Source organism: Microvirga lotononidis, assembly GCF_034627025.1.
Lineage (GTDB): Bacteria > Pseudomonadota > Alphaproteobacteria > Rhizobiales > Beijerinckiaceae > Microvirga > Microvirga lotononidis.
Window position 1 is genome coordinate 1,861,970 of the sequence record NZ_CP141048.1, and the last position, 16,846, is coordinate 1,878,815.

20 protein-coding genes are annotated in these 16,846 nt (G+C 64.7%); 13 read left to right on the forward strand and 7 right to left on the reverse strand.

Annotated features, from left to right (window positions below; all coding sequences use genetic code 11):
- Positions 1-4 precede the first annotated feature (4 nt).
- Both U0023_RS08800 and U0023_RS08805 read left to right on the forward strand, forming a co-directional pair.
- Positions 5-1,312 (forward strand): TRAP transporter large permease, encoded by a 1,308-nt coding sequence (locus U0023_RS08800; RefSeq protein ID WP_009490783.1) that lies wholly within the window; start codon positions 5-7, stop codon positions 1,310-1,312.
- A gap of 32 nt (positions 1,313-1,344) precedes the next feature.
- Complete coding sequence (locus U0023_RS08805) at positions 1,345-2,328, forward strand: TRAP transporter substrate-binding protein (RefSeq protein ID WP_009490784.1); 984 nt, start codon at positions 1,345-1,347, stop codon at positions 2,326-2,328.
- A gap of 127 nt (positions 2,329-2,455) precedes the next feature.
- On the opposite strand, the gene U0023_RS08810 is transcribed toward U0023_RS08805, so the two are convergent.
- A complete protein-coding gene (locus tag U0023_RS08810; protein WP_009490785.1) occupies positions 2,456-2,878 on the reverse strand; it encodes an OsmC family protein in 423 nt (140 codons plus the stop codon).
- A gap of 204 nt (positions 2,879-3,082) precedes the next feature.
- On the opposite strand from U0023_RS08810, the gene U0023_RS08815 reads away from it, so the two are divergent.
- Together U0023_RS08815 and U0023_RS08820 are read left to right on the forward strand one after the other, a co-directional pair.
- Positions 3,083-3,727: a DUF1345 domain-containing protein gene (locus tag U0023_RS08815; protein WP_009490786.1), complete on the forward strand. Its 645-nt coding sequence runs from the start codon at positions 3,083-3,085 to the stop codon at positions 3,725-3,727.
- A 115-nt stretch (positions 3,728-3,842) separates the two neighbouring features.
- Positions 3,843-4,391, forward strand: a complete 549-nt coding sequence (locus U0023_RS08820) for a GNAT family N-acetyltransferase (RefSeq protein ID WP_009490787.1) — start codon at positions 3,843-3,845, stop codon at positions 4,389-4,391.
- Between the two features lie 153 nt (positions 4,392-4,544).
- Here U0023_RS08820 and U0023_RS08825 read toward each other — a convergent pair whose 3' ends face one another.
- The 3 genes from U0023_RS08825 to U0023_RS08835 all read right to left on the reverse strand — a co-directional run bounded on the left by U0023_RS08825 (position 4,545) and on the right by U0023_RS08835 (position 7,165).
- On the reverse strand, positions 4,545-5,093 hold the full coding sequence (locus U0023_RS08825; protein WP_009490788.1) for a regulatory protein RecX: 549 nt from the start codon (positions 5,091-5,093) through the stop codon (positions 4,545-4,547).
- Positions 5,090-5,842, reverse strand: a complete 753-nt coding sequence (locus tag U0023_RS08830) for a phosphatase PAP2 family protein (protein ID WP_009490789.1) — start codon at positions 5,840-5,842, stop codon at positions 5,090-5,092. Before U0023_RS08830 ends, U0023_RS08825 begins: the two co-directional genes overlap by 4 nt.
- A 129-nt stretch (positions 5,843-5,971) precedes the next feature.
- On the reverse strand, positions 5,972-7,165 hold the full coding sequence (locus U0023_RS08835; RefSeq protein ID WP_009490790.1) for a winged helix-turn-helix domain-containing protein: 1,194 nt from the start codon (positions 7,163-7,165) through the stop codon (positions 5,972-5,974).
- 279 nt (positions 7,166-7,444) lie between these two features.
- Here U0023_RS08835 and U0023_RS08840 point away from each other — a divergent pair, with 279 nt between their 5' ends.
- The 5 genes from U0023_RS08840 to U0023_RS08860 all read left to right on the forward strand — a co-directional run bounded on the left by U0023_RS08840 (position 7,445) and on the right by U0023_RS08860 (position 12,334).
- Positions 7,445-8,383 carry a ring-cleaving dioxygenase gene (locus U0023_RS08840; protein WP_009490791.1) on the forward strand — a complete coding sequence of 313 codons (939 nt, stop codon included), beginning with the start codon at positions 7,445-7,447 and terminating at the stop codon, positions 8,381-8,383.
- A gap of 225 nt (positions 8,384-8,608) precedes the next feature.
- Positions 8,609-9,127 (forward strand): molybdopterin-dependent oxidoreductase, encoded by a 519-nt coding sequence (locus tag U0023_RS08845; protein WP_009490792.1) that lies wholly within the window; start codon positions 8,609-8,611, stop codon positions 9,125-9,127.
- A 29-nt stretch (positions 9,128-9,156) separates the two neighbouring features.
- A complete protein-coding gene (locus tag U0023_RS08850; RefSeq protein WP_009490793.1) occupies positions 9,157-11,088 on the forward strand; it encodes a putative bifunctional diguanylate cyclase/phosphodiesterase in 1,932 nt (643 codons plus the stop codon).
- 94 nt (positions 11,089-11,182) lie between these two features.
- Positions 11,183-11,809, forward strand: a complete 627-nt coding sequence (catB, locus tag U0023_RS08855; RefSeq protein WP_009490794.1) for a type B chloramphenicol O-acetyltransferase — start codon at positions 11,183-11,185, stop codon at positions 11,807-11,809.
- A gap of 138 nt (positions 11,810-11,947) precedes the next feature.
- The gene (locus tag U0023_RS08860) at positions 11,948-12,334 is read left to right on the forward strand and encodes a 6-carboxytetrahydropterin synthase (protein ID WP_009490795.1); all 387 of its coding nucleotides are present in this window, start codon (positions 11,948-11,950) and stop codon (positions 12,332-12,334) included.
- Positions 12,335-12,485: 151 nt separating this feature from the next.
- On the opposite strand, the gene U0023_RS08865 is transcribed toward U0023_RS08860, so the two are convergent.
- Positions 12,486-13,304 (reverse strand): MipA/OmpV family protein, encoded by an 819-nt coding sequence (locus U0023_RS08865; protein ID WP_009490796.1) that lies wholly within the window; start codon positions 13,302-13,304, stop codon positions 12,486-12,488.
- 163 nt (positions 13,305-13,467) lie between these two features.
- Here U0023_RS08865 and U0023_RS08870 point away from each other — a divergent pair, with 163 nt between their 5' ends.
- Entirely contained in the window at positions 13,468-13,671 is a 204-nt protein-coding gene (locus U0023_RS08870) for a hypothetical protein (protein WP_040638247.1), read from the forward strand.
- Between the two features lie 31 nt (positions 13,672-13,702).
- Here the strand turns inward: U0023_RS08870 and U0023_RS08875 are convergent, their stop codons facing one another.
- Positions 13,703-14,251 carry a BON domain-containing protein gene (locus U0023_RS08875; RefSeq protein ID WP_009490797.1) on the reverse strand — a complete coding sequence of 183 codons (549 nt, stop codon included), beginning with the start codon at positions 14,249-14,251 and terminating at the stop codon, positions 13,703-13,705.
- A gap of 81 nt (positions 14,252-14,332) precedes the next feature.
- Here U0023_RS08875 and U0023_RS08880 point away from each other — a divergent pair, with 81 nt between their 5' ends.
- Entirely contained in the window at positions 14,333-14,614 is a 282-nt protein-coding gene (locus U0023_RS08880; RefSeq protein ID WP_009490798.1) for an HNH endonuclease, read from the forward strand.
- Positions 14,615-14,690: 76 nt separating this feature from the next.
- Entirely contained in the window at positions 14,691-14,870 is a 180-nt protein-coding gene (locus U0023_RS08885) for a hypothetical protein (protein ID WP_009490799.1), read from the forward strand.
- Positions 14,871-14,874: 4 nt separating this feature from the next.
- On the opposite strand, the gene U0023_RS08890 is transcribed toward U0023_RS08885, so the two are convergent.
- Entirely contained in the window at positions 14,875-15,975 is a 1,101-nt protein-coding gene (locus U0023_RS08890) for a patatin-like phospholipase family protein (protein ID WP_009490800.1), read from the reverse strand.
- A 135-nt stretch (positions 15,976-16,110) separates the two neighbouring features.
- Here U0023_RS08890 and U0023_RS08895 point away from each other — a divergent pair, with 135 nt between their 5' ends.
- Positions 16,111-16,842 (forward strand): dienelactone hydrolase family protein, encoded by a 732-nt coding sequence (locus tag U0023_RS08895; RefSeq protein ID WP_009490801.1) that lies wholly within the window; start codon positions 16,111-16,113, stop codon positions 16,840-16,842.
- Positions 16,843-16,846 lie beyond the last annotated feature (4 nt).

A 16,846-nucleotide genomic window follows, 5' to 3' on the forward strand; every position in this document is an offset into this window, starting at 1 on the left:
CACCATGGAACTCATCGAGATTTCGGGCCTGCTGCTCCTGCTGCTCGCGCTGCTTCTGGCCGGCGGTGTATGGATCGCCATCGCCCTCATGGCCTGCGGCTGGGTCGGCATGCAGTTCGTGGGCGGCGGAATCCCGGCCGGCTCCGTGCTCGCCACCACGATCTGGGGCAATTCCGCCTCCTGGACGCTCGCCGCCCTGCCGCTTTTCATCTGGATGGGCGAGATCCTGTTCCGGACCCGTCTCTCGGAAGAGATGTTCCGGGGCCTCGCGCCTTGGCTCAACTGGCTGCCGGGACGATTGATGCACGTGAACGTCCTCGCCTGCGGCATCTTCGGGTCGGTTTCCGGTTCGTCCGCCGCCACCTGCGCGACGGTTGCCAAGATCGCCCTGCCGGAGCTGAAGAAACGCGGCTACGACGACATGGTGAGCCTGGGCTCGCTCGCGGGTGCGGGCACCCTCGGCATCCTCATCCCACCCTCGATCACCATGGTGGTCTATGCGGTGGCTGCCAACGTGTCCATCATCCAGATCTTCCTTGCCGGCTTCCTGCCGGGCCTGCTCGTGATGGCACTGTATTCCGGGTACATCGCCGTATGGTCGATGCTCAATCCGGCAAAGTCGCCTCCTCCCGAGCCGACGATGTCATTCCGCGAGAAGCTGAGGGAATCGACCAATCTCATCCCCGTCGCGCTCCTGATCGCGCTCGTCTTCCTCACCCTCATGCTCGGCTGGGCGACCGCGACCGAATGCGCCGCCTGGGGCGTGCTCGGTTCGCTCGCCATCGCCTGGTGGTCGGGCTCCCTGTCGTGGGAATCCTTCTGGGCCAGCGTCATGGGAACCACGCGCATCACCTGCATGATCATGCTGATCCTGGCAGGCGCCTCCTTCATGTCCACCTCGATGGCCTATACGGGCATCCCCCAGGCGCTCGCCTCCTGGGTCGACAGCCTGCATCTCTCGCCCTATGCGCTGATCGCCGCCCTCACGATCATGTACATCCTGCTCGGCACGGCGCTCGACGGCATCTCGATGATCGTGCTGACCACCGCGGTGGTGATTCCGATGGTGAAGACCGCGGGGTTCGACCTGATCTGGTTCGGCATCTTCCTGATCCTGGTGGTCGAGATGGCGGAGGTCTCGCCGCCGGTCGGGTTCAATCTCTTCGTGCTGCAGACCATGTCGGGCAAGGATTCGAACACGGTGGCGCTGGCCTCTCTGCCCTTCTTCTTCCTGCTCGTGGTGGCCGTCGCCATCATCACGGTCTTTCCGAGCATCGTGATGATCCTGCCGCAGATCGCCTTTCCGGATTGAAAAGCTCCATAAAAACCAGAGGGAGAACGACGATGAAACATAGGACACGCTTCGGTCTGGGGCTCGCGGGAGCCCTGCTCCTGGCAGCCCCCGCGATGGCGCAGACCAAGTGGAACCTGCCTGCCGCCTATCCGCCGGACAATTTCCACACCGAGAACCTGAACGCCTTCGCCAAGGATGTGGCCGATGCGACGGGCGGCAAGCTGCAGATCACGGTTCACGGCAATGCCTCGCTCTTCAAGGCGCCGGAGATCAAGCGCGCGGTGCAGACCGGGCAGGCCCAGGTCGGCGAGGTCCTGATGTCGCTGCACGAGAACGAGGATCCGGTCTACGGCCTCGACGTGGTGCCCTTCCTCGCCACGTCGTTCGAGCAGGCGAAGAAGCTCTGGGACGTGCAGAAGCCGGCCATCGAGAAGAAATTCGCCAGCCAGGGCCTGATGCTGCTGTTCGCGGTGCCGTGGCCGCCGCAGGGCATTTTCGCCAAGAAGGACATCAACACCGTCGAGGATCTGAAGGGCGTCAAGTGGCGCTCCTACAATCCCGGCACCGCCCGCATCGCCGAACTCGTCGGCGCGCAGCCCGTCACGGTTCAGGCAGCGGACCTGCCGCAGGCGCTCGCCACCGGAGTGGTCACCACCTTCATGACGTCGGGCGCCACCGGCTACGATTCGAAGGTATGGGAATCGCTGTCGCATTTCTACGACACGCAGGCCTGGATCCCGAAGAACCTGACCTTCGTCAACAAGGCCGCCTTCGACGCCCTCGACAAGCCGACCCAGGAAGCCGTGCTGAAGGCCGCCAAGTCCGCGGAGGAGCGCGGTTGGAAGACCGCGCAGGAGAAGACCAAGTGGTACGTCGACCAGATGGCCGCGAAGGGCATGAAGATCCAGCCGCCGAGCGCCGAACTCAAGGCCGGACTGCAGAAGGTCGGTGAGCAGTTGACGCAGGATTGGCTGAAGAAGGCCGGGTCCGACGGACAGGCCATCATCGACAGCTACAAGAAGGCCGCGATGTAGGCCTGGATGTTGTCAGCAAGGCGTCATCCCGGACGGCATAAGCCGATCCGGGATCGCCACCATAATAAGGCACTGTTCTCGTCACGCGATCCCGGGTTCCGCTTTGCGGCCCCGGGATGACGCTTTTCTAAGCCAGCGTGAAATCCATCGTGATTTCGGCGTTGAGCACCTTGGAGACCGGGCAATTCTTCTCCGCCGCGTGGGCCAGTTCCTCGAACTTGGCGCGGTCGATGCCGGGCACGTTGGCGTTGAGCGTCAGGGCCGACTTCTTGATCGCGAAGCCGCTCCCTTCCTGCTCGAGGGAAACGACCGCCTCGGTGGCAAGCTCGGTGGGCGTGAAGCCCGCGCCCTGGAGCTGGAACGCAAGGGCCATGGTGAAGCAGCCGGCATGGGCGGCGGCGATCAGTTCCTCGGGGTTCGTGCCCTTCTCGTCCTCGAAACGGGTCTTGAAGGAATAGGGCGTCGAGGACAGAACGCCGGAATCCGAGGTGAGATGGCCGCTGCCATCCTTGCCCGTACCCTGCCAAACGGCTCTTGCCTTGCGATTCATCATGGTCTCCTTTTGCGGACAGGCTCGGAGCATCGGACCCGGAAGCGGACCCGGCTTCGGGATCGATTCCGATGCTCCACTCTCTGAAGAGTGCATCGTTCGGTGCGGAAGATCGGGTCCACTTTTCCGCACGATGCGCTAGTGATCTAGGACAGTTCGCGCCAGGCTCCAGAGTCCCTATCTTATTCGAGTTGCGAGTATGTGATGTCGATTATCAATCAGATCCGTCTGCGCCCGCGGCTCCTCGGAGCGGCTCTCGTCGTCCTTCTGGTCTTCGCGGCCCTGCCGTCCTCCTGGCAGCTCAATTCACGGGTGCTCGTCGCCTGGGATCTCGGCGTGGTGTTCTATCTCGTGCTGGCGGGCATCATGGCGGCGCGTTCCTCGACGGCCATGATGCAGAACCGCGCCGCGCAGGAGGACGAGGCGGCCGCCGTGGTGCTCGCCCTGACGCTCGCGGCCTCGATCGCAAGCCTCGCCGCCATCGCGGTGGAACTCGCCGGCATCCGCGACGGCGGGGCCGACGGGAAGGGCTTCCACCTGTCCATCGCGGGCATCACGATCCTCTGTTCGTGGTTCTTCGTGCACACGATCTACGCCATCCATTACGCCCATGAATATTACGGCGACAAAGGCGAGCGGCAGGGGCTCGCGTTTCCGCACAAAGGCCAGCCCGATTACTGGGACTTTCTCTATTTCGCATTCAACCTCGGGGCCGCGGCACAGACGTCGGACGTGGTCATCGTGTCCAAGCGCATGCGACGCCTGGCGCTTGCCCACACGATCCTGTCCTTCCTGTTCAACACCACGATCCTCGCGCTCGCCGTGAACGTGGGGGCGGGAATGCTTTAAGGCCGGGGCGCCGGCAGGCTCGGGCCTTGCATGACCATGATTGTTATGCAGAAATTATCGGTAACGACGCGTGCTGCCGCTCAGGGCGCGTGATCCATGCCCGCCGAATGAACCGATGCCCACCGTCCCTTCCGTTCCCGTCCCGATTCTCGAAACCGAGCGCCTCGTCCTGCGCGGCCACCGGGCGAACGATTTCGCCGATTGCTTCACGCTCTGGACGGACCCGGGCGTCACGCGCTTCATCGGCGGCAAGCCCTCCACGCAGGAAGAGGTCTGGGGACGGTTGCTGCGCTATGTGGGGCACTGGGCGATGCTCGGTTTCGGCTACTGGGTCATCACGGACAAGACGACCGGCCGCTTCATGGGTGAGGTCGGGTTCGCCGATTTCAGGCGCGAGATCGATCCGTCCCTCGACGGCATGCCGGAAATCGGCTGGGTTCTCGCGCCCGAGTGCCAGGGCAAGGGCTACGCGACCGAGGCCGCACGTGCCGCGATTCGATGGGGCGAGAAGCATTTCGGTCCCGTGCGCACGGCCTGCATCATCGCGCCGGAGAACGAAGCGTCGATCCGGGTGGCGGAAAAATGCGGTTACCGGGAGTTCCGGCGCACCACCTACAAGGATCAGCCGACGATCATGTTCGTGCGGGAGCAGGCGAGGGCCTGAAGCATCGAACGCAAACGTGAAATTCGGTTTTGTGTGCAAGGATGCGTCGGACAACATGCATCGAACGCAAAAGTGGGAACCGGTTTCGCGTAGAAGGATGCCTCAAACCAAAACCTTAGCATCGCGCGGAACACTCAGCCCGGTTGTCCGCCATCAGGCGTCGGGATCGTCGTCGGGGTCCATGTCGATGACATCGCGGGCGACGGCGAACCGGAATCCGGCCCGCGCCATGGCGGCCAGGTCCTTGTCGCGGTAAGGCGCCCGCTCGCCGGGCCGGAACGGCCCGAGCTTCCGGCGACGGGCGAAGGCGCGGGCGGCCTGTTCCTCGTCCCCGTCCTCGCCCTCCAAGGCGGCCGCGATGGCCGTGCGGTCCACGCCCTTGGCGGAGAGCTTGGCCTGGATGGCGCGGGCCGAGCCGCCCCGGCGCCGCAGGGTGGCGACCCGGGCTTCCGCATAGCGGGTATCGTCGATGAGGCCGCTCCTGAGGCTTTTCGCCACCACCTCGTCGATCATCTCCTGGAACCCGGCCGGATCCTCTCCGCGCAGGCGGCAGCGCTTGTCGACCTTGCGCCGCAGCACGCGGCGCAGGTTCTCGGCCGAGGAGGCGTAGCGTTCGAGATAGGCAAGGGCCGCGCGCTGCAGATAGGCGGGCGTCACCTGTCGCGGCGGCTTGCGGAGCGGTTTTCCGGGATCGTCCGTCATTCCGGCTTCGCATCGGAGGGCGGCGTGAGCTCGCCCGGCTTTTCGACCTGCCCCCGCCGTTGCAATTGGAGCGCCACGAACCAGCACAGGGCCGCCCAGGCGGCGCCGACGGCCCAGCCGGCGAGAACGTCGCTCGGCCAGTGCACGCCGAGATAGACCCGGCTGATGCCGACCAGGAGAGTCGTGATGATCGCCAGACCCATGATGAAGGTGCTGACGCGTCGGCTCTTCTCCACCCGCGCCAGCAGGGCGCCGAGGGTCAGGTAGGTGATGGCCGACATCATGGCATGGCCGCTCGGGAAACTCGCCGTGTACACCCTCGTGGCGTGCGGCACGAGATCGGGCCGGGGGCGCTCGAACCCGAGTTTCAGCCCGGTGGACAGGAGCGTACCGCCCACGATGGCGACCAGGACCAGGATGGCTGCGCCGCGTTTGCCGGCCATGAGCAGATAGATGACGGCCGCCAGGGTGATCAGCGTCAGGATCGCGTAGCCGCCGAGACCGGTGAAGTCCCTGGCGGATTCCTCGAGCCATGAGGGGCCGAGGGGATTGGCCGGGTTCTGCGGATCGCGCAGGGCCAGCAGGAGGTGGCTGTCGAGGGCATGGGTTTCGCCCTCCCGCACCTCGTCGGCCAGAGCGATGAACGCCCAGGCGAAGAAGCCGCAGGCGGACAGCGACAGGAGCGGACCGACCTCATTGAGGCGCAGGCGAAGCCACAGGCGCGTGGCGGGGGCGAGAAGCGTATTCATGGCCTCTTGAGATAGGAGAGTCCGGCGCATCTGGCGAGGGGCGGCGGCGGGCAAGGCAAGGCGCGGCGCTTCAGACAGGCGCGATGACCGGCCCAAGGCGGGCCACGACGGTCGGGTGTGTCATGACCCTCACACGTCCAGCAGGGCCTGCCATTCCTTCGGCGCGGTGATGCTGCCGAGGTTGAGCCATTGGGCCATCAGGCGAAGCTCCTCGCCGAGAGCGGGAGCGATCTCGTCCTGCGCCGCTGAGGCTTCCGGGTGGATCGAGTGGACGATGAGGTTGCCCGCCGCCCGGTCGGCCTTGAGGTCCACGCGGGCGACGATCCTTTCGCCGAGCACGAAGGGCAGGCAGTAATAGCCGAATTCCCGCTTCTCGGCCGGCGTGTATATCTCGATCCGGTACCGGAAGTCGAACAGGCGCTCCGTGCGGGTGCGCTCCCAGACGATGGGATCGAAGGGCGATACGAGGGCCCGGGCCTCGACCCGGCGGGGGAGTTTGGCCTGCGGGTCGAGATAGACCGGCCCGCTCCAGCCTTCGACCGTGACGGGCACGAGATCGCCGGCCTCCACCAATTCGGGAATGCGGACCTTCGCATCCTGCGGCTCCAGGCGAAAATAGTCGCGCAGGCAGCGCTCCGACGCGATGCCGAGCGCCCGGATAGAGTGCCGCAGCAATTCGCGTTGCGCCTCGTCGGCCGAGGGTGTGGGGACGTTCAGGATGTCCGAAGGCAGAACCCGCTCCGGCAGATCGTAGATGCGCTCGAAGCCGCGCCGGGTTGCGGTGGTGACCTCGCCGGCCCAGAACAGCCATTCCAGGGCCCGCTTGCCGTCGCTCCATCCCCACCAGGAGCCCTGTCCCTTATGCCCTCCGGAAAGCTCGCCCGCGGCCATGGGGCCCTGTGTTGCGATCTCGCGGCGCACCTCCTCGATGAAGGCACGCTTTTCCTGCCCGAACTTGGCGAGCCCCCCATAGATGCCCTCGCCCCGCCTGGCGCGTTCCATCCGCCAGCGGAAGACGGGATGCAGGTCGAGCCGGATCAGCGAGGCCTCGTGGCCCCAGTACTCGAAGGTCTCGCGCTTCCTGGCGTGATAGGCGGCCTTCTCGAGAAGATCGCGGTCATAGGCGCCGATCCGCGAGAAGAGCGGCATGTATTGGGCCCGGACCAGCACGTTGACCGAATCGATCTGCAGGAGGTGCGAGCGTTGCAGCACGCGGCTCAAGTGCCGCCGCGACGTGGATGCGGGCCGGACTTCATGGAGCCCTTGCGCGGCGAGCGCGATGCGACGGGCCTGGGCGAGACTGAGCTTGGTACGGGGTGCCATGGGCGAACAATACCGGAACGTTGTCGCCGGACGCCAGAGCCTTGGCCTGGAATGACGCGGAAGCTGTGGATCGTTGTTCCACTCTACCCTCGGCGCCCGAAGGCCGGAGAGCGGGGCCTCGTGGATCAGCCCGGCGTGGGTATCTTTTCAGTTCTGCAAATATGCTGAATCGCCAACGGGTCATTCTTGCATTTCAGCAAGATCGGCTTGGCGTCCCGCCGTCTCGCAAGGGCACTCTCCCGGGTCTATCTTCACCCCAACATTGATGGAGACAGCACCATGAAGCTGACCGGGATTCACCATTTGACGGCCGTCACCGCCGACGCGCCGGGCAACCACGCCTTCTATACGCAGTCCTTGGGTCTGCGCCTCGTCAAGAAGACCGTGAACCAGGACGACGTGAGCGCCTACCATCTGTTCTATGCGGACGGAAAGGCATCGCCCGGCACCGACATCACCTTCTTCGACTGGCCGGTCGAGCGCGAGCGGCGCGGCACGCACAGCATCTCGCAGACGGCGCTGCGCGTGAACGGCGAGAAGGCGCTGCAATGGTGGAAGGACCGCTTCGGCGCTCTCGATATCCGCAGCGAGGCCATCGTGGAACGGGACGGTCGCCTCAGCCTCGACTTCGAGGATTTCGAGGGGCAGCGCCTCAGCCTCGTCGACGATGGCGGGCAGGGCGAGGCGCATCCGTGGGAGCGCAGCCCCGTGCCGGTCGAATATCAGATCCGCGGCCTCGGCCCGATCCGGATCAGCGTGCCGAAGCTCGAGCGCACGGCTCGCGTCCTGACGGAAGCCATGGATATGCGCGCCGTCCGCGAGTACCGGGTCGGCGACACCCCGGTCCATGTGTTCGCGATGGGCGAGGGCGGTCCGGCGGCAGAGCTGCATGTGGCGGTGGAGCCCGGCCTTCCCCCGGCCCGACCGGGAGCGGGCGGCGTGCACCATGTGGCCTTCCGCACGCCGAACGAGCAGACCTATCAGGAATGCTGGGAGCGGTTGCAATCTCTGAGGGCGCCATCCAGCGGCCCGGTCGATCGCTACTATTTCCAGAGCTTGTACTTCCGCGAGCCGAACGGGATCCTGTTCGAGATCGCCACGGACGGCCCGGGCTTCGCCACGGACGAGCCGATGGAGAAGCTCGGCGAGCGCTTGGCCCTGCCGCCCTTCCTGGAGCCGCGCCGAGCCGAGATCGAGGCGGGCCTCAAGCCGCTTTGAGGCGCTCTGTCCGGTAACCTGAACACGACTGGAATTTTCCGGACCGTCTCGCGTTATAGCGCGAGACGGTTTTTCTTTGCGGAAGTCATGCCGCTACGTTTGGATAACCATGACAAAATAACACCGGCGCTTTCGCCCTTTTACTTCCGTAGCGGAGTTGTGTAACGCTTTGATCAAATTTATGTGTTTCTATCGCTTATATTTAATGCTCCGTAGGGGAATTGCATGCTCGGCGCCAAGATGAGAATGGGCCTGCTGGGAACGCTTGTCGCGTTCCTGGGTATTTTTGGCGTGGCCTATGCCGCGTCGTTGCCGGCTCCCAAGGAGCGGCCGATCCTCACGATCTCCGGCAAGATCGACGTCACCAACAAGGACAACACGGCCCAGTTCGATCGCGCGATGCTGGAATCGCTGGGTCTTGTGACGGTCGAGACGACGACGCCCTGGCATGAAGGCAAGGTGAAGTTCGAAGGCGTCTCCATGGACAAGCTGATGAAGCTGGTGGGGGCCTCCGGGCAGAGGATCGTGGTCGTGGCCTTGAACGACTACACGACTGAAATTCCGATGGAGGATTTCGCGAAATTCAACGTCATCCTCGCCATCAAGCGCAACGGGGAATACATGTCCGTGCGCGACAAGGGCCCCTTGTTCATCATCTATCCCTATGACAGCAATCCGGATCTGAAGAGTCAGACCTACTTTGCACGCTCGGCTTGGCAGGTCGCCAGGATCGAAGTGAAGTAAGTAGGGTAGGCAGGGGCGGAGGCCTCCCATTGTCGCTGCGCACATTCAAAACGGTGATCGCCCTCGTGATCGGTGGGTTTCTGATCGCCGCGATCTACATCTCGGTGCTGGTCGTCCAGCGCCAGGGTGCGCTGCGCCAGATCTCCGTCTACAATCCCGCCTGGGAGGCGAGCCAGGCAGCCTCCGAATTCGTTCGGTTGGAGCATCGCCTCTCGGAGTTCGAGAGGCCCGGGAGCGGAGTCGACAAGGATGAAGTGGCCCTGCGCTACGACATCCTCATCGGCCGGGTGAAGATGCTGAACGAGGGCGATTTCCACGCCCTGCTCCGGCGGGAGCCCGAGCATCAGGCCAATCTGCAGCGTCTCGAGACCGCGCTCGAAGCCATGGAGCCGCTGATCCAGAACCTGGAGCAGCCCGGCAGCGTCCAGAAGGTGATCGACAGCCTGAAGCCGTTCGACGGCAGCCTGGCCCAGATCGCGTCGACCGTGCTCATCTACGGGTCCGAAATCGTACAGCAGGATCAGCACGAACTCATTCGCCTGCATTGGGTGTTTTCGGCTATCGCCGCGAGCCTGATCCTGATCGGGGTCGTCCTGATCCTGCTCCTCAACCGGCATAATCGCCTGTTGGGACGAGCCCACGAGGAACTGCACGTCCTCGCCCATCAGGACGCACTCACGGGCCTGCCCAATCGCGTGGTGCTTCGCAGCGAGGTGGAGCAGGCCCTCACGCGGCTGAAGCCGAACGGCCGCACGCTGGCCGTCTCCTATCTGGATCTGGATCACTTCAAGGACGTGAACGATTCCTTCGGCCATGAAACGGGCGATGAACTGCTCAAGGCCGTTGCCGAGCGGCTGCGCGCCTGCATTCCGGCCAGCGAAGGCCAGGTGCGGAACCTGATCTCCCGGTTCGGGGGTGACGAATTCGCCATCCTTCAGACGGGCATCCGGCGGCCCGAGGAATGCGCCGCGCTCGCCTCGCGCATCGTCGAGGCGTTGCGCGAGCCGTTCAGCGTCAACGGGCAGGAGCTTTTCATCGGCACCAGCATCGGCATCGCGCTGGCTCAGAAAAACGTGACCCCGAGCCAGATCCTGAAGCATGCCGATATGGCGCTCTATCATGCCAAGGCCGATGGACGGGGCACGTTCCGCTTCTTCGAGCCCGACATGGACGAGCAGCTTCAGGCGCGCCGCGCCCTCGAGGTCGATCTGCGCAAGGCGATGAGCAACGGCGAATTCGAGCTGTTCTATCAGCCGCAGATCAACATCCAGAAAAACGAGATCGGCGGCTTTGAGGCTCTCCTGCGCTGGCACCATCCCGAGAGAGGCTTCGTCCCGCCCGCGGAGTTCATCCCGGTCATCGAAGATACCGGCCTCATCTCGCCCCTGGGCGACTGGATCATCGAGCAGGCCTGCAAGGAGGCCGCCACCTGGCCCGGCGAGATGCATGTGGCCGTCAATCTCTCGCCGATCCAGTTCCGCAACCGCGGTCTCGTGCAGAGCGTCAGCAATGCCCTGGCGTCGTCCGGGCTCTCTCCGCAACGGCTGGAGCTGGAGATCACCGAGTCGGTCCTTCTGCAGGACAACGAGATGACCGTGTCCACGCTCCATCAGCTGCGGCGGCTCGGCGTGCGCATCGCGATGGACGATTTCGGAACCGGCTACTCGTCCCTGAGCTACCTTCGCAGCTTTCCGTTCGACAAGATCAAGATCGATCAGTCCTTCGTGCGGGAAATGTCCCAGCGGGCGGATTGCCTGGCGATCGTGCAGTCGGTCGCCAATCTGGGCTCGAGCCTCGGCATGCCGACCGTGGCCGAGGGCATCGAGACGGAGGACCAGCTGCGCCAGGTCCAGGCGGCGGGATGCACCGATGCCCAAGGCTATTATTTCGGACGGCCCAAGCCGGCTCGGGAGCTCGTCCATACCCTGGCGGCCCTCCGGCACAAGGTTCAGGTCGCGTGACCGGAACACACGCGAGCGTTCGATAGTCTAGTCTATAGGCGGGCTTGTTCGTGACCGCCTCGATCGTGCTAACCTTGTCAAAACGAGGGGCAGCATGACGAACTTCTTCCAGGGCCCACTGCAAGGGATCCCCCTATCGGAACAAGTCACCAATCCGCATATCGTCGTCGGACGCTACAGCTATTACGCGGGCTATTACCACGGCCATTCCTTCGACCGATGCGCACGTTACCTGCTGGCCGACGAGCCGGAGGCCGACAAGCTGATCATCGGCAGCTTCTGCTCCATCGCGACCGGCGTGACGTTCGTGATGCACGGAAACCAGGGGCATCGGCGCGATTGGGTTTCCACCTTCCCGTTCTTCTACATGAACAAGGACGGAGCCTTCGGAAGCCCCCCGGATCCGTTCATTCCGGCCGGCGACACGGTGGTGGGCAACGATGTCTGGATCGGGACCGAGGCCATGATCATGCCGGGCGTGCGAATCGGCCACGGCGCCATCGTAGGAAGCCGGGCCGTGGTCACCCGGGACGTCGAGCCCTATACGGTCGTGACCGGCAATCCCGCGCGTCCCGGCCGCAAACGCTTCTCCGACGAGGAGATCGCCATGCTGCTCGAAATGGCCTGGTGGGACTGGCCTGTCGAGCAGATCCGAGACGCCATGCCGCTTCTGTGCTCGTCCGACATCGAAGGGCTTTACCGCTCCTGGCAGGATCGATGACGAGCGCCGAATGGAACCGACGCCATAAGAGAAAATACCTTCTCACTCTTTGCCCGTCCGGTTGTCCTATGTTACGCAGGATCAATCTGCCGGAACGTTAAGCAGACAGCACGACCAGGATCAGCGGGAGCAGGATTGATGAAGACCTACTGCGAATTCACGTTCGAGGCCGCGCATTCGGTGGCTCCCTATTCCGGGCTGCATGGGCATACCTTCATCGTCAAGCTCACCTTCGGCGGCGCCGTCGACGAGATCTACGGCTGGCCGGTCAACCTCTACGAGGTCGAGAATTACATCAAGGAAATCAAGGGCGAGCACGGATCGGGCCTGGATCACGGCAATCTCGATCTCAATCCCGAGATCGGCATCGCCTCGCTCGAGAACGTGACGACCTATATCTGGCGGCTGGTGAAGAACCGCTTCCCGAACCTCGAAGAGGTCGAGCTCAGGCGCGGCATGCCCGGCTCCACGGAAGGCTGCATCTATCGTGGCGAAACGGCGGGCAGCAGCAGCCTCGCCGCCTGACACGGGTCTCCAAATTCCATAACGAAAGAGCCGCCCCTGAGGGCGGCTCTTTCAGTGTCGATGATAATTCCACGCCAGTGGAATCGTCTCTTTTCTCTGCTTAGACGCATTTTCTGGCGGTGAACCGGACCCACTTCACCGAAAAATTGCTCTAGGGCGTGTAGCCGAACGAATACGACACCGTCAGTCCGGCGCCGAACTGATTCTCCGAGCCGAACTGCTTGACGATCGGGCTGTCGGCCGCGTCTCCGACCAGACGCTTGTAAGTCACGAAGGCGGTGGTCGACCATTGCGGGGACCATTCGTAGCTGATGGCGCCCGTGACACCCACCGACGTGACGCCGCCGGACGGCCGATAGGGGGTGACCTGGCCGTTCAGCGCCGCCTCGACGGGCGTCACGCCGAAATAGGTCTGCATGAACTCGCTGTCGCCGAGGGCGAGGCGGGGTCCGACCGAAACCGTGAAGGCCCCGAAGCGCTGGACCGCATCGAGGCCGAAATCAGCCACGAAGCCCTCGTGCCCGCCGAAGCCGCGCCGGATCTCGGCACGGGCCCGCAGGAACTCGAGCGGCCAGTATTCCACGAAGACGCCGGGCTCCACCGCCCAGTCGATCTTCTCGAGGCCGAAGAGCTCCCGGTTGTCCTGATAGTAGCGCCCGCCCACGAAACGCCCCACGACGCCGACGCGGACGGCGGAATCCTCCAGGAACGAGAAGCTCAGGCCGTCGTCGGGAGCGCTGAACCGCTCGACCGTTCCGGCCCGGCGGAAGCTCAAGGACGGATAGCCGATGAAGCTGTAATCGTCCGAACCCGGATAGGACGGTCCGACCCGCAGATTGCCTTTCACGGTGACGATCCAGCCCGTGGATTGCTGCATCGGCTCGGGCGAAAAGATCAGATCGGCCGCCTGAGCCATGGTCGTGCCCGCCATGAAGGCGGCGAGGACGGCGAAGGATGGGGCTGCGCGCATGACTCTTCCGATTGCAAGTTCCATCCTGCCGTCGTGGCCGTAAAAGGACGTAAGGTCAAGCCTCGGCTTGGGCTATGGTTTCATGTTCGTGACAGGCCGAGGGAAGAACTTTCGTCCATTTGAGCGGTTGAGCGAAAGACAGAATGTTGCAAGGGAGAAATTCTTGTCCGTCTTCAGCGCCAGCAGCCGTCCGCGCCCGGATGAATTCTATCCCAAGCCGCCGCCGACCGAGCCGCTTCCCGGCATCCCGACACCGCCCGAGACGCCCCAGCCCGTTCTCCCCAGCGCCCCGTCTCCTCTGCCCGAGCAGCCGCCGGAACCCGAAAAGCCGATCACCCATCCGATGCCGCCGCCCGAGGTTCCGTAAGGGCTGATTCGGAGACGCGCCTGCGGCCTGTTCAGGCGCCCTCGACGCGGAGGTTGTTCTGCACATGGACGACGCCGGAGGCCAGCTCCGCCAGGTCTTCGGCCCGGCGCTTCAGGCCGCGGCTCGAAACGGTTCCTGCGAGCGTGACCTCGCCGTCCTTCACCAGCACCTCGACGTTCGACGCATCGATGAACGGATCGTCCGTCAGGCGCTCGCACACATCCTCGTGGATCCGCTCGTCCGAGCGCTTGTAACCCTTGGGCCCGCGTCCGCGATGAGCGCCGGCGGGGCGCCCTTCGTCCCGGCCGGATCGAAGTTCGGGATCGTTCGGATCGCGCGAACCGAAGGCGCCCAAGCCCGAGCGATCGCGGCTGTAACCCGGGTCGAAGCCTTCGTCGTCCGGAGGCCCGCCTCTGCCATCGTCGATCACGCCGCCGGAAAAATCGTCGGCATCGCCACCGTAGCCACCCGGATACTCCCGCCCCTCGCCGCGAAAGCCGACGGCGCCGCGCGGCGGCACGTCACCATAGCCGTTGTCGTCGTTGAAAGGGTTCCGATTTCTGCGGCGGACATCTACCATCGTTCTGCTCCCGACCATTCGCAGGAGCAACCACCCCGCTTCCCTCCGGTTCCACATAAAAGGAGCGCAGGTTTTTCCGGCATGAAAGCAGCTCGGCGCATCGCATTCTTCAACGACATCTTCGCCCGCGACCAGGGGCGCTGCGTCTATTGCGGCATTCCCGCGAGGCGCCCGGGACGCGGCGTCAAGCGCGCTCCCGATCTCGCGACCCTCGATCACGTGACGCCCAAATCGGCCGGAGGTCCCCTCGACCGCGACAACATCGTGCTGGCATGCGCCGCCTGCAACAACGAGCGCGGCACCATGGACGCACAGGCGTTCAGGGACTTGAAGGCGCGGCAGGCGAAGCGACAGGAGCTTTGAAGCCGCACGGCGTGGAACAGGTCCGTCCGTCCCGACGTTCGACAGCCGGAAGCGTCACGGCTACAGGACAATGTCGATGAACATCGAGGATCAGGTACGCGAGGCCATCGTGGCCGAGCTGAAGCGCCAGTCGGAGGCGGGCGAGCAAGGCCTTCGCGTCACGTCGGGCGAAGCCGAGACGATCACCATCGAAGGTCGCGTCAACCTCGATGAGCTGACGATGGCGGTGGTGGGCTCTCTGGCCGGCGGCCCCTGAGCCTTCAGGCCCCCGCCGCCGCGCCGAGCTGCGCCGACATTGCCTCCTGGTGCGGATCCAGGGCGAGATAGCGCAGCCTCCGCCGTTCCTTCGGTGCCCCGTCCAGGAGCGACAGGCTCATGTCCATGTCGCGCGTTCCGGCCGCCCAACGGTCGCGGATCGAGGAGGGCGAGTAGTCGAAGGCCTTGCCCGCGCGCTCGTCGCTTCCCGCGTAATAGGCCATGTGCAGCAGCGTGGCCTTGGGGCCGTCCGGCTCCCATCGGTCGCGCAGGGCATATTCCCGCTGGAGCGCCCTCAGGGTTCGCCGCGTGGAGCTGGCGAAGATGAGATCGTTCGCCCGTTCCGCCGTCGAATCGAGCGATGCCGGCCGGGAAGCCTGCAGGTTGAAGAGCTCGACCGCGATGCAGGTGAAATCCTGCCCCATGGGTTCGGCGAACGGCACGTCGAGGGGCAGATTGTTGGCGTAGCCCGGATCGCACAGCAGGCGGCCGCCGATCTCCACCGGCGGGAAGATCGGCGTGATCGCGGCGCTTGCCAGGAAGTGCTCGGGCGTGAGCGTGTCGCGGGTGGTGTCGAACAGGACTTCGTCGCCGGATTCCAGATCGACGCAGACGACGGCGAGCCTGATGGCGCCCCGGTTCAGGCGGTCGAAATCGATGAGCCGCTCCAGCGTCCGCCGCAGCGGCGCATGGTCGTAAAGCGCCACATCGTCCGGCATCCAGGGCAGCATGGACAGCATGCCGGGAAACCGATGGCCGAACAGCCCCGGCCGTCCGAACAGAAGCGCCGTGATCGTGTGAAGCTCATTGTAGGTGTGCCGGATCCGCGTGCCGCGTCCCAGCCGGCCCGGCGAGTGGATCATCGCTTCGTCCCAGAAGGCTCTGAGCCGTTCCAGGCGATCCTCGGGCGCGTTCCCGGCGATGATCGCACCCATGACCGCCCCGATGGATCCGCCGACGATCCATTGCGGCTCGATGGCCTGCCGCAGAAGCGGCTCGTAGGCCCCGGCGAGATAGGAGCCGAGCGCATTGCCGCCGCCGAGCACCAGGACGAGCGGCTGTTCCTTGCCCAATCTCGCTCGACCGGATTTCGACGGAGGGTTCATCGGAAACGCCTTGGCAAATCGGCGCAGGCCGCCAGGTTTGAAGAAACGTCCCCATGCGGGCATAGGAGACGGCAGGAAACGCTCGCCTCCGACGAGGGTTCCGGGCACAGGCAGAGCAGATGCGAGGAGACGACCGTGGCGAAGCAGGACATTTCCATCCGGACTGAAGACGGAACCGCCAAGGCGGGGCTGTTCCACCCCAGCCAGCGTTCGACGGCAGGCGTCATCCTCTACATGGATGCGTTCGGACCCCGACCCGCGCTCGATGCGATGGCCGAGCGTCTCGCGGGCGAGGGCTACCTGGTTCTCGTTCCCGATCTCTTCTACCGCTTCGGCGATTACGGCCCCCTCGATGCCAAGACGGCCTTCTCGGTGGAGCCGACCCGCAGCGTCTTGAGGGGCATGGTCGAGGGAACGACCCAGGACATGACCCGCCGGGACTCGGCCGCGTTCATTGCCGCTTTGACGGAGGCCGGCGCCACGGGCCGGATCGGCACGGTCGGCTATTGCATGGGCGGAGGCCGCGCCATCCATGCGGCTGCCGCCTATCCGGACCGCGTTGCCGCCGCGGCGAGCTTCCACGGCGGTCGCCTCGCGAGCGATGCGCCCGACAGCCCGCACCGTCACGTGGCGACGATCAAGGGCCGCGTCTATGTCGGCAGCGCCGGCGTCGACGGCAGTTTCCCGCCCGAACAATCGGCCCTTCTGGCAGAGGCGTTGCGGCGGGCCGAGATCGATCACATCATCGAAAACTATGTCGGCATGGCGCATGGCTGGACCGTGTCGGACCACGGCGTCTATGACGAGCGCGGCGCCGAGCGGCACTGGAAGCGGCTGCTCACCTTCTTCGACGAGACGTTGCGGTAAGTTC

Bases quoted from the DNA above. Each gene is read 5' to 3' on its own strand.
- U0023_RS08830 (WP_009490789.1), bottom strand. From the start codon at position 5,842: ATGAATACGCTTCTCGCCCCCGCCACGCGCCTGTGGCTTCGCCTGCGC.
- catB (WP_009490794.1), top strand. From the start codon at position 11,183: ATGACGAACTTCTTCCAGGGCCCACTGCAAGGGATCCCCCTATCGGAA.
- U0023_RS08880 (WP_009490798.1), top strand. From the start codon at position 14,333: ATGAAAGCAGCTCGGCGCATCGCATTCTTCAACGACATCTTCGCCCGC.
- U0023_RS08805 (WP_009490784.1), top strand. From the start codon at position 1,345: ATGAAACATAGGACACGCTTCGGTCTGGGGCTCGCGGGAGCCCTGCTC.
- U0023_RS08860 (WP_009490795.1), top strand. From the start codon at position 11,948: ATGAAGACCTACTGCGAATTCACGTTCGAGGCCGCGCATTCGGTGGCT.
- U0023_RS08835 (WP_009490790.1), bottom strand. From the start codon at position 7,165: ATGGCACCCCGTACCAAGCTCAGTCTCGCCCAGGCCCGTCGCATCGCG.
- U0023_RS08840 (WP_009490791.1), top strand. From the start codon at position 7,445: ATGAAGCTGACCGGGATTCACCATTTGACGGCCGTCACCGCCGACGCG.
- U0023_RS08810 (WP_009490785.1), bottom strand. From the start codon at position 2,878: ATGAATCGCAAGGCAAGAGCCGTTTGGCAGGGTACGGGCAAGGATGGC.
- U0023_RS08820 (WP_009490787.1), top strand. From the start codon at position 3,843: ATGCCCACCGTCCCTTCCGTTCCCGTCCCGATTCTCGAAACCGAGCGC.
- U0023_RS08875 (WP_009490797.1), bottom strand. From the start codon at position 14,251: ATGGTAGATGTCCGCCGCAGAAATCGGAACCCTTTCAACGACGACAAC.
- U0023_RS08890 (WP_009490800.1), bottom strand. From the start codon at position 15,975: ATGAACCCTCCGTCGAAATCCGGTCGAGCGAGATTGGGCAAGGAACAG.
- U0023_RS08815 (WP_009490786.1), top strand. From the start codon at position 3,083: ATGTCGATTATCAATCAGATCCGTCTGCGCCCGCGGCTCCTCGGAGCG.
- U0023_RS08865 (WP_009490796.1), bottom strand. From the start codon at position 13,304: ATGCGCGCAGCCCCATCCTTCGCCGTCCTCGCCGCCTTCATGGCGGGC.
- U0023_RS08825 (WP_009490788.1), bottom strand. From the start codon at position 5,093: ATGACGGACGATCCCGGAAAACCGCTCCGCAAGCCGCCGCGACAGGTG.
- U0023_RS08885 (WP_009490799.1), top strand. From the start codon at position 14,691: ATGAACATCGAGGATCAGGTACGCGAGGCCATCGTGGCCGAGCTGAAG.
- U0023_RS08800 (WP_009490783.1), top strand. From the start codon at position 5: ATGGAACTCATCGAGATTTCGGGCCTGCTGCTCCTGCTGCTCGCGCTG.
- U0023_RS08845 (WP_009490792.1), top strand. From the start codon at position 8,609: ATGCTCGGCGCCAAGATGAGAATGGGCCTGCTGGGAACGCTTGTCGCG.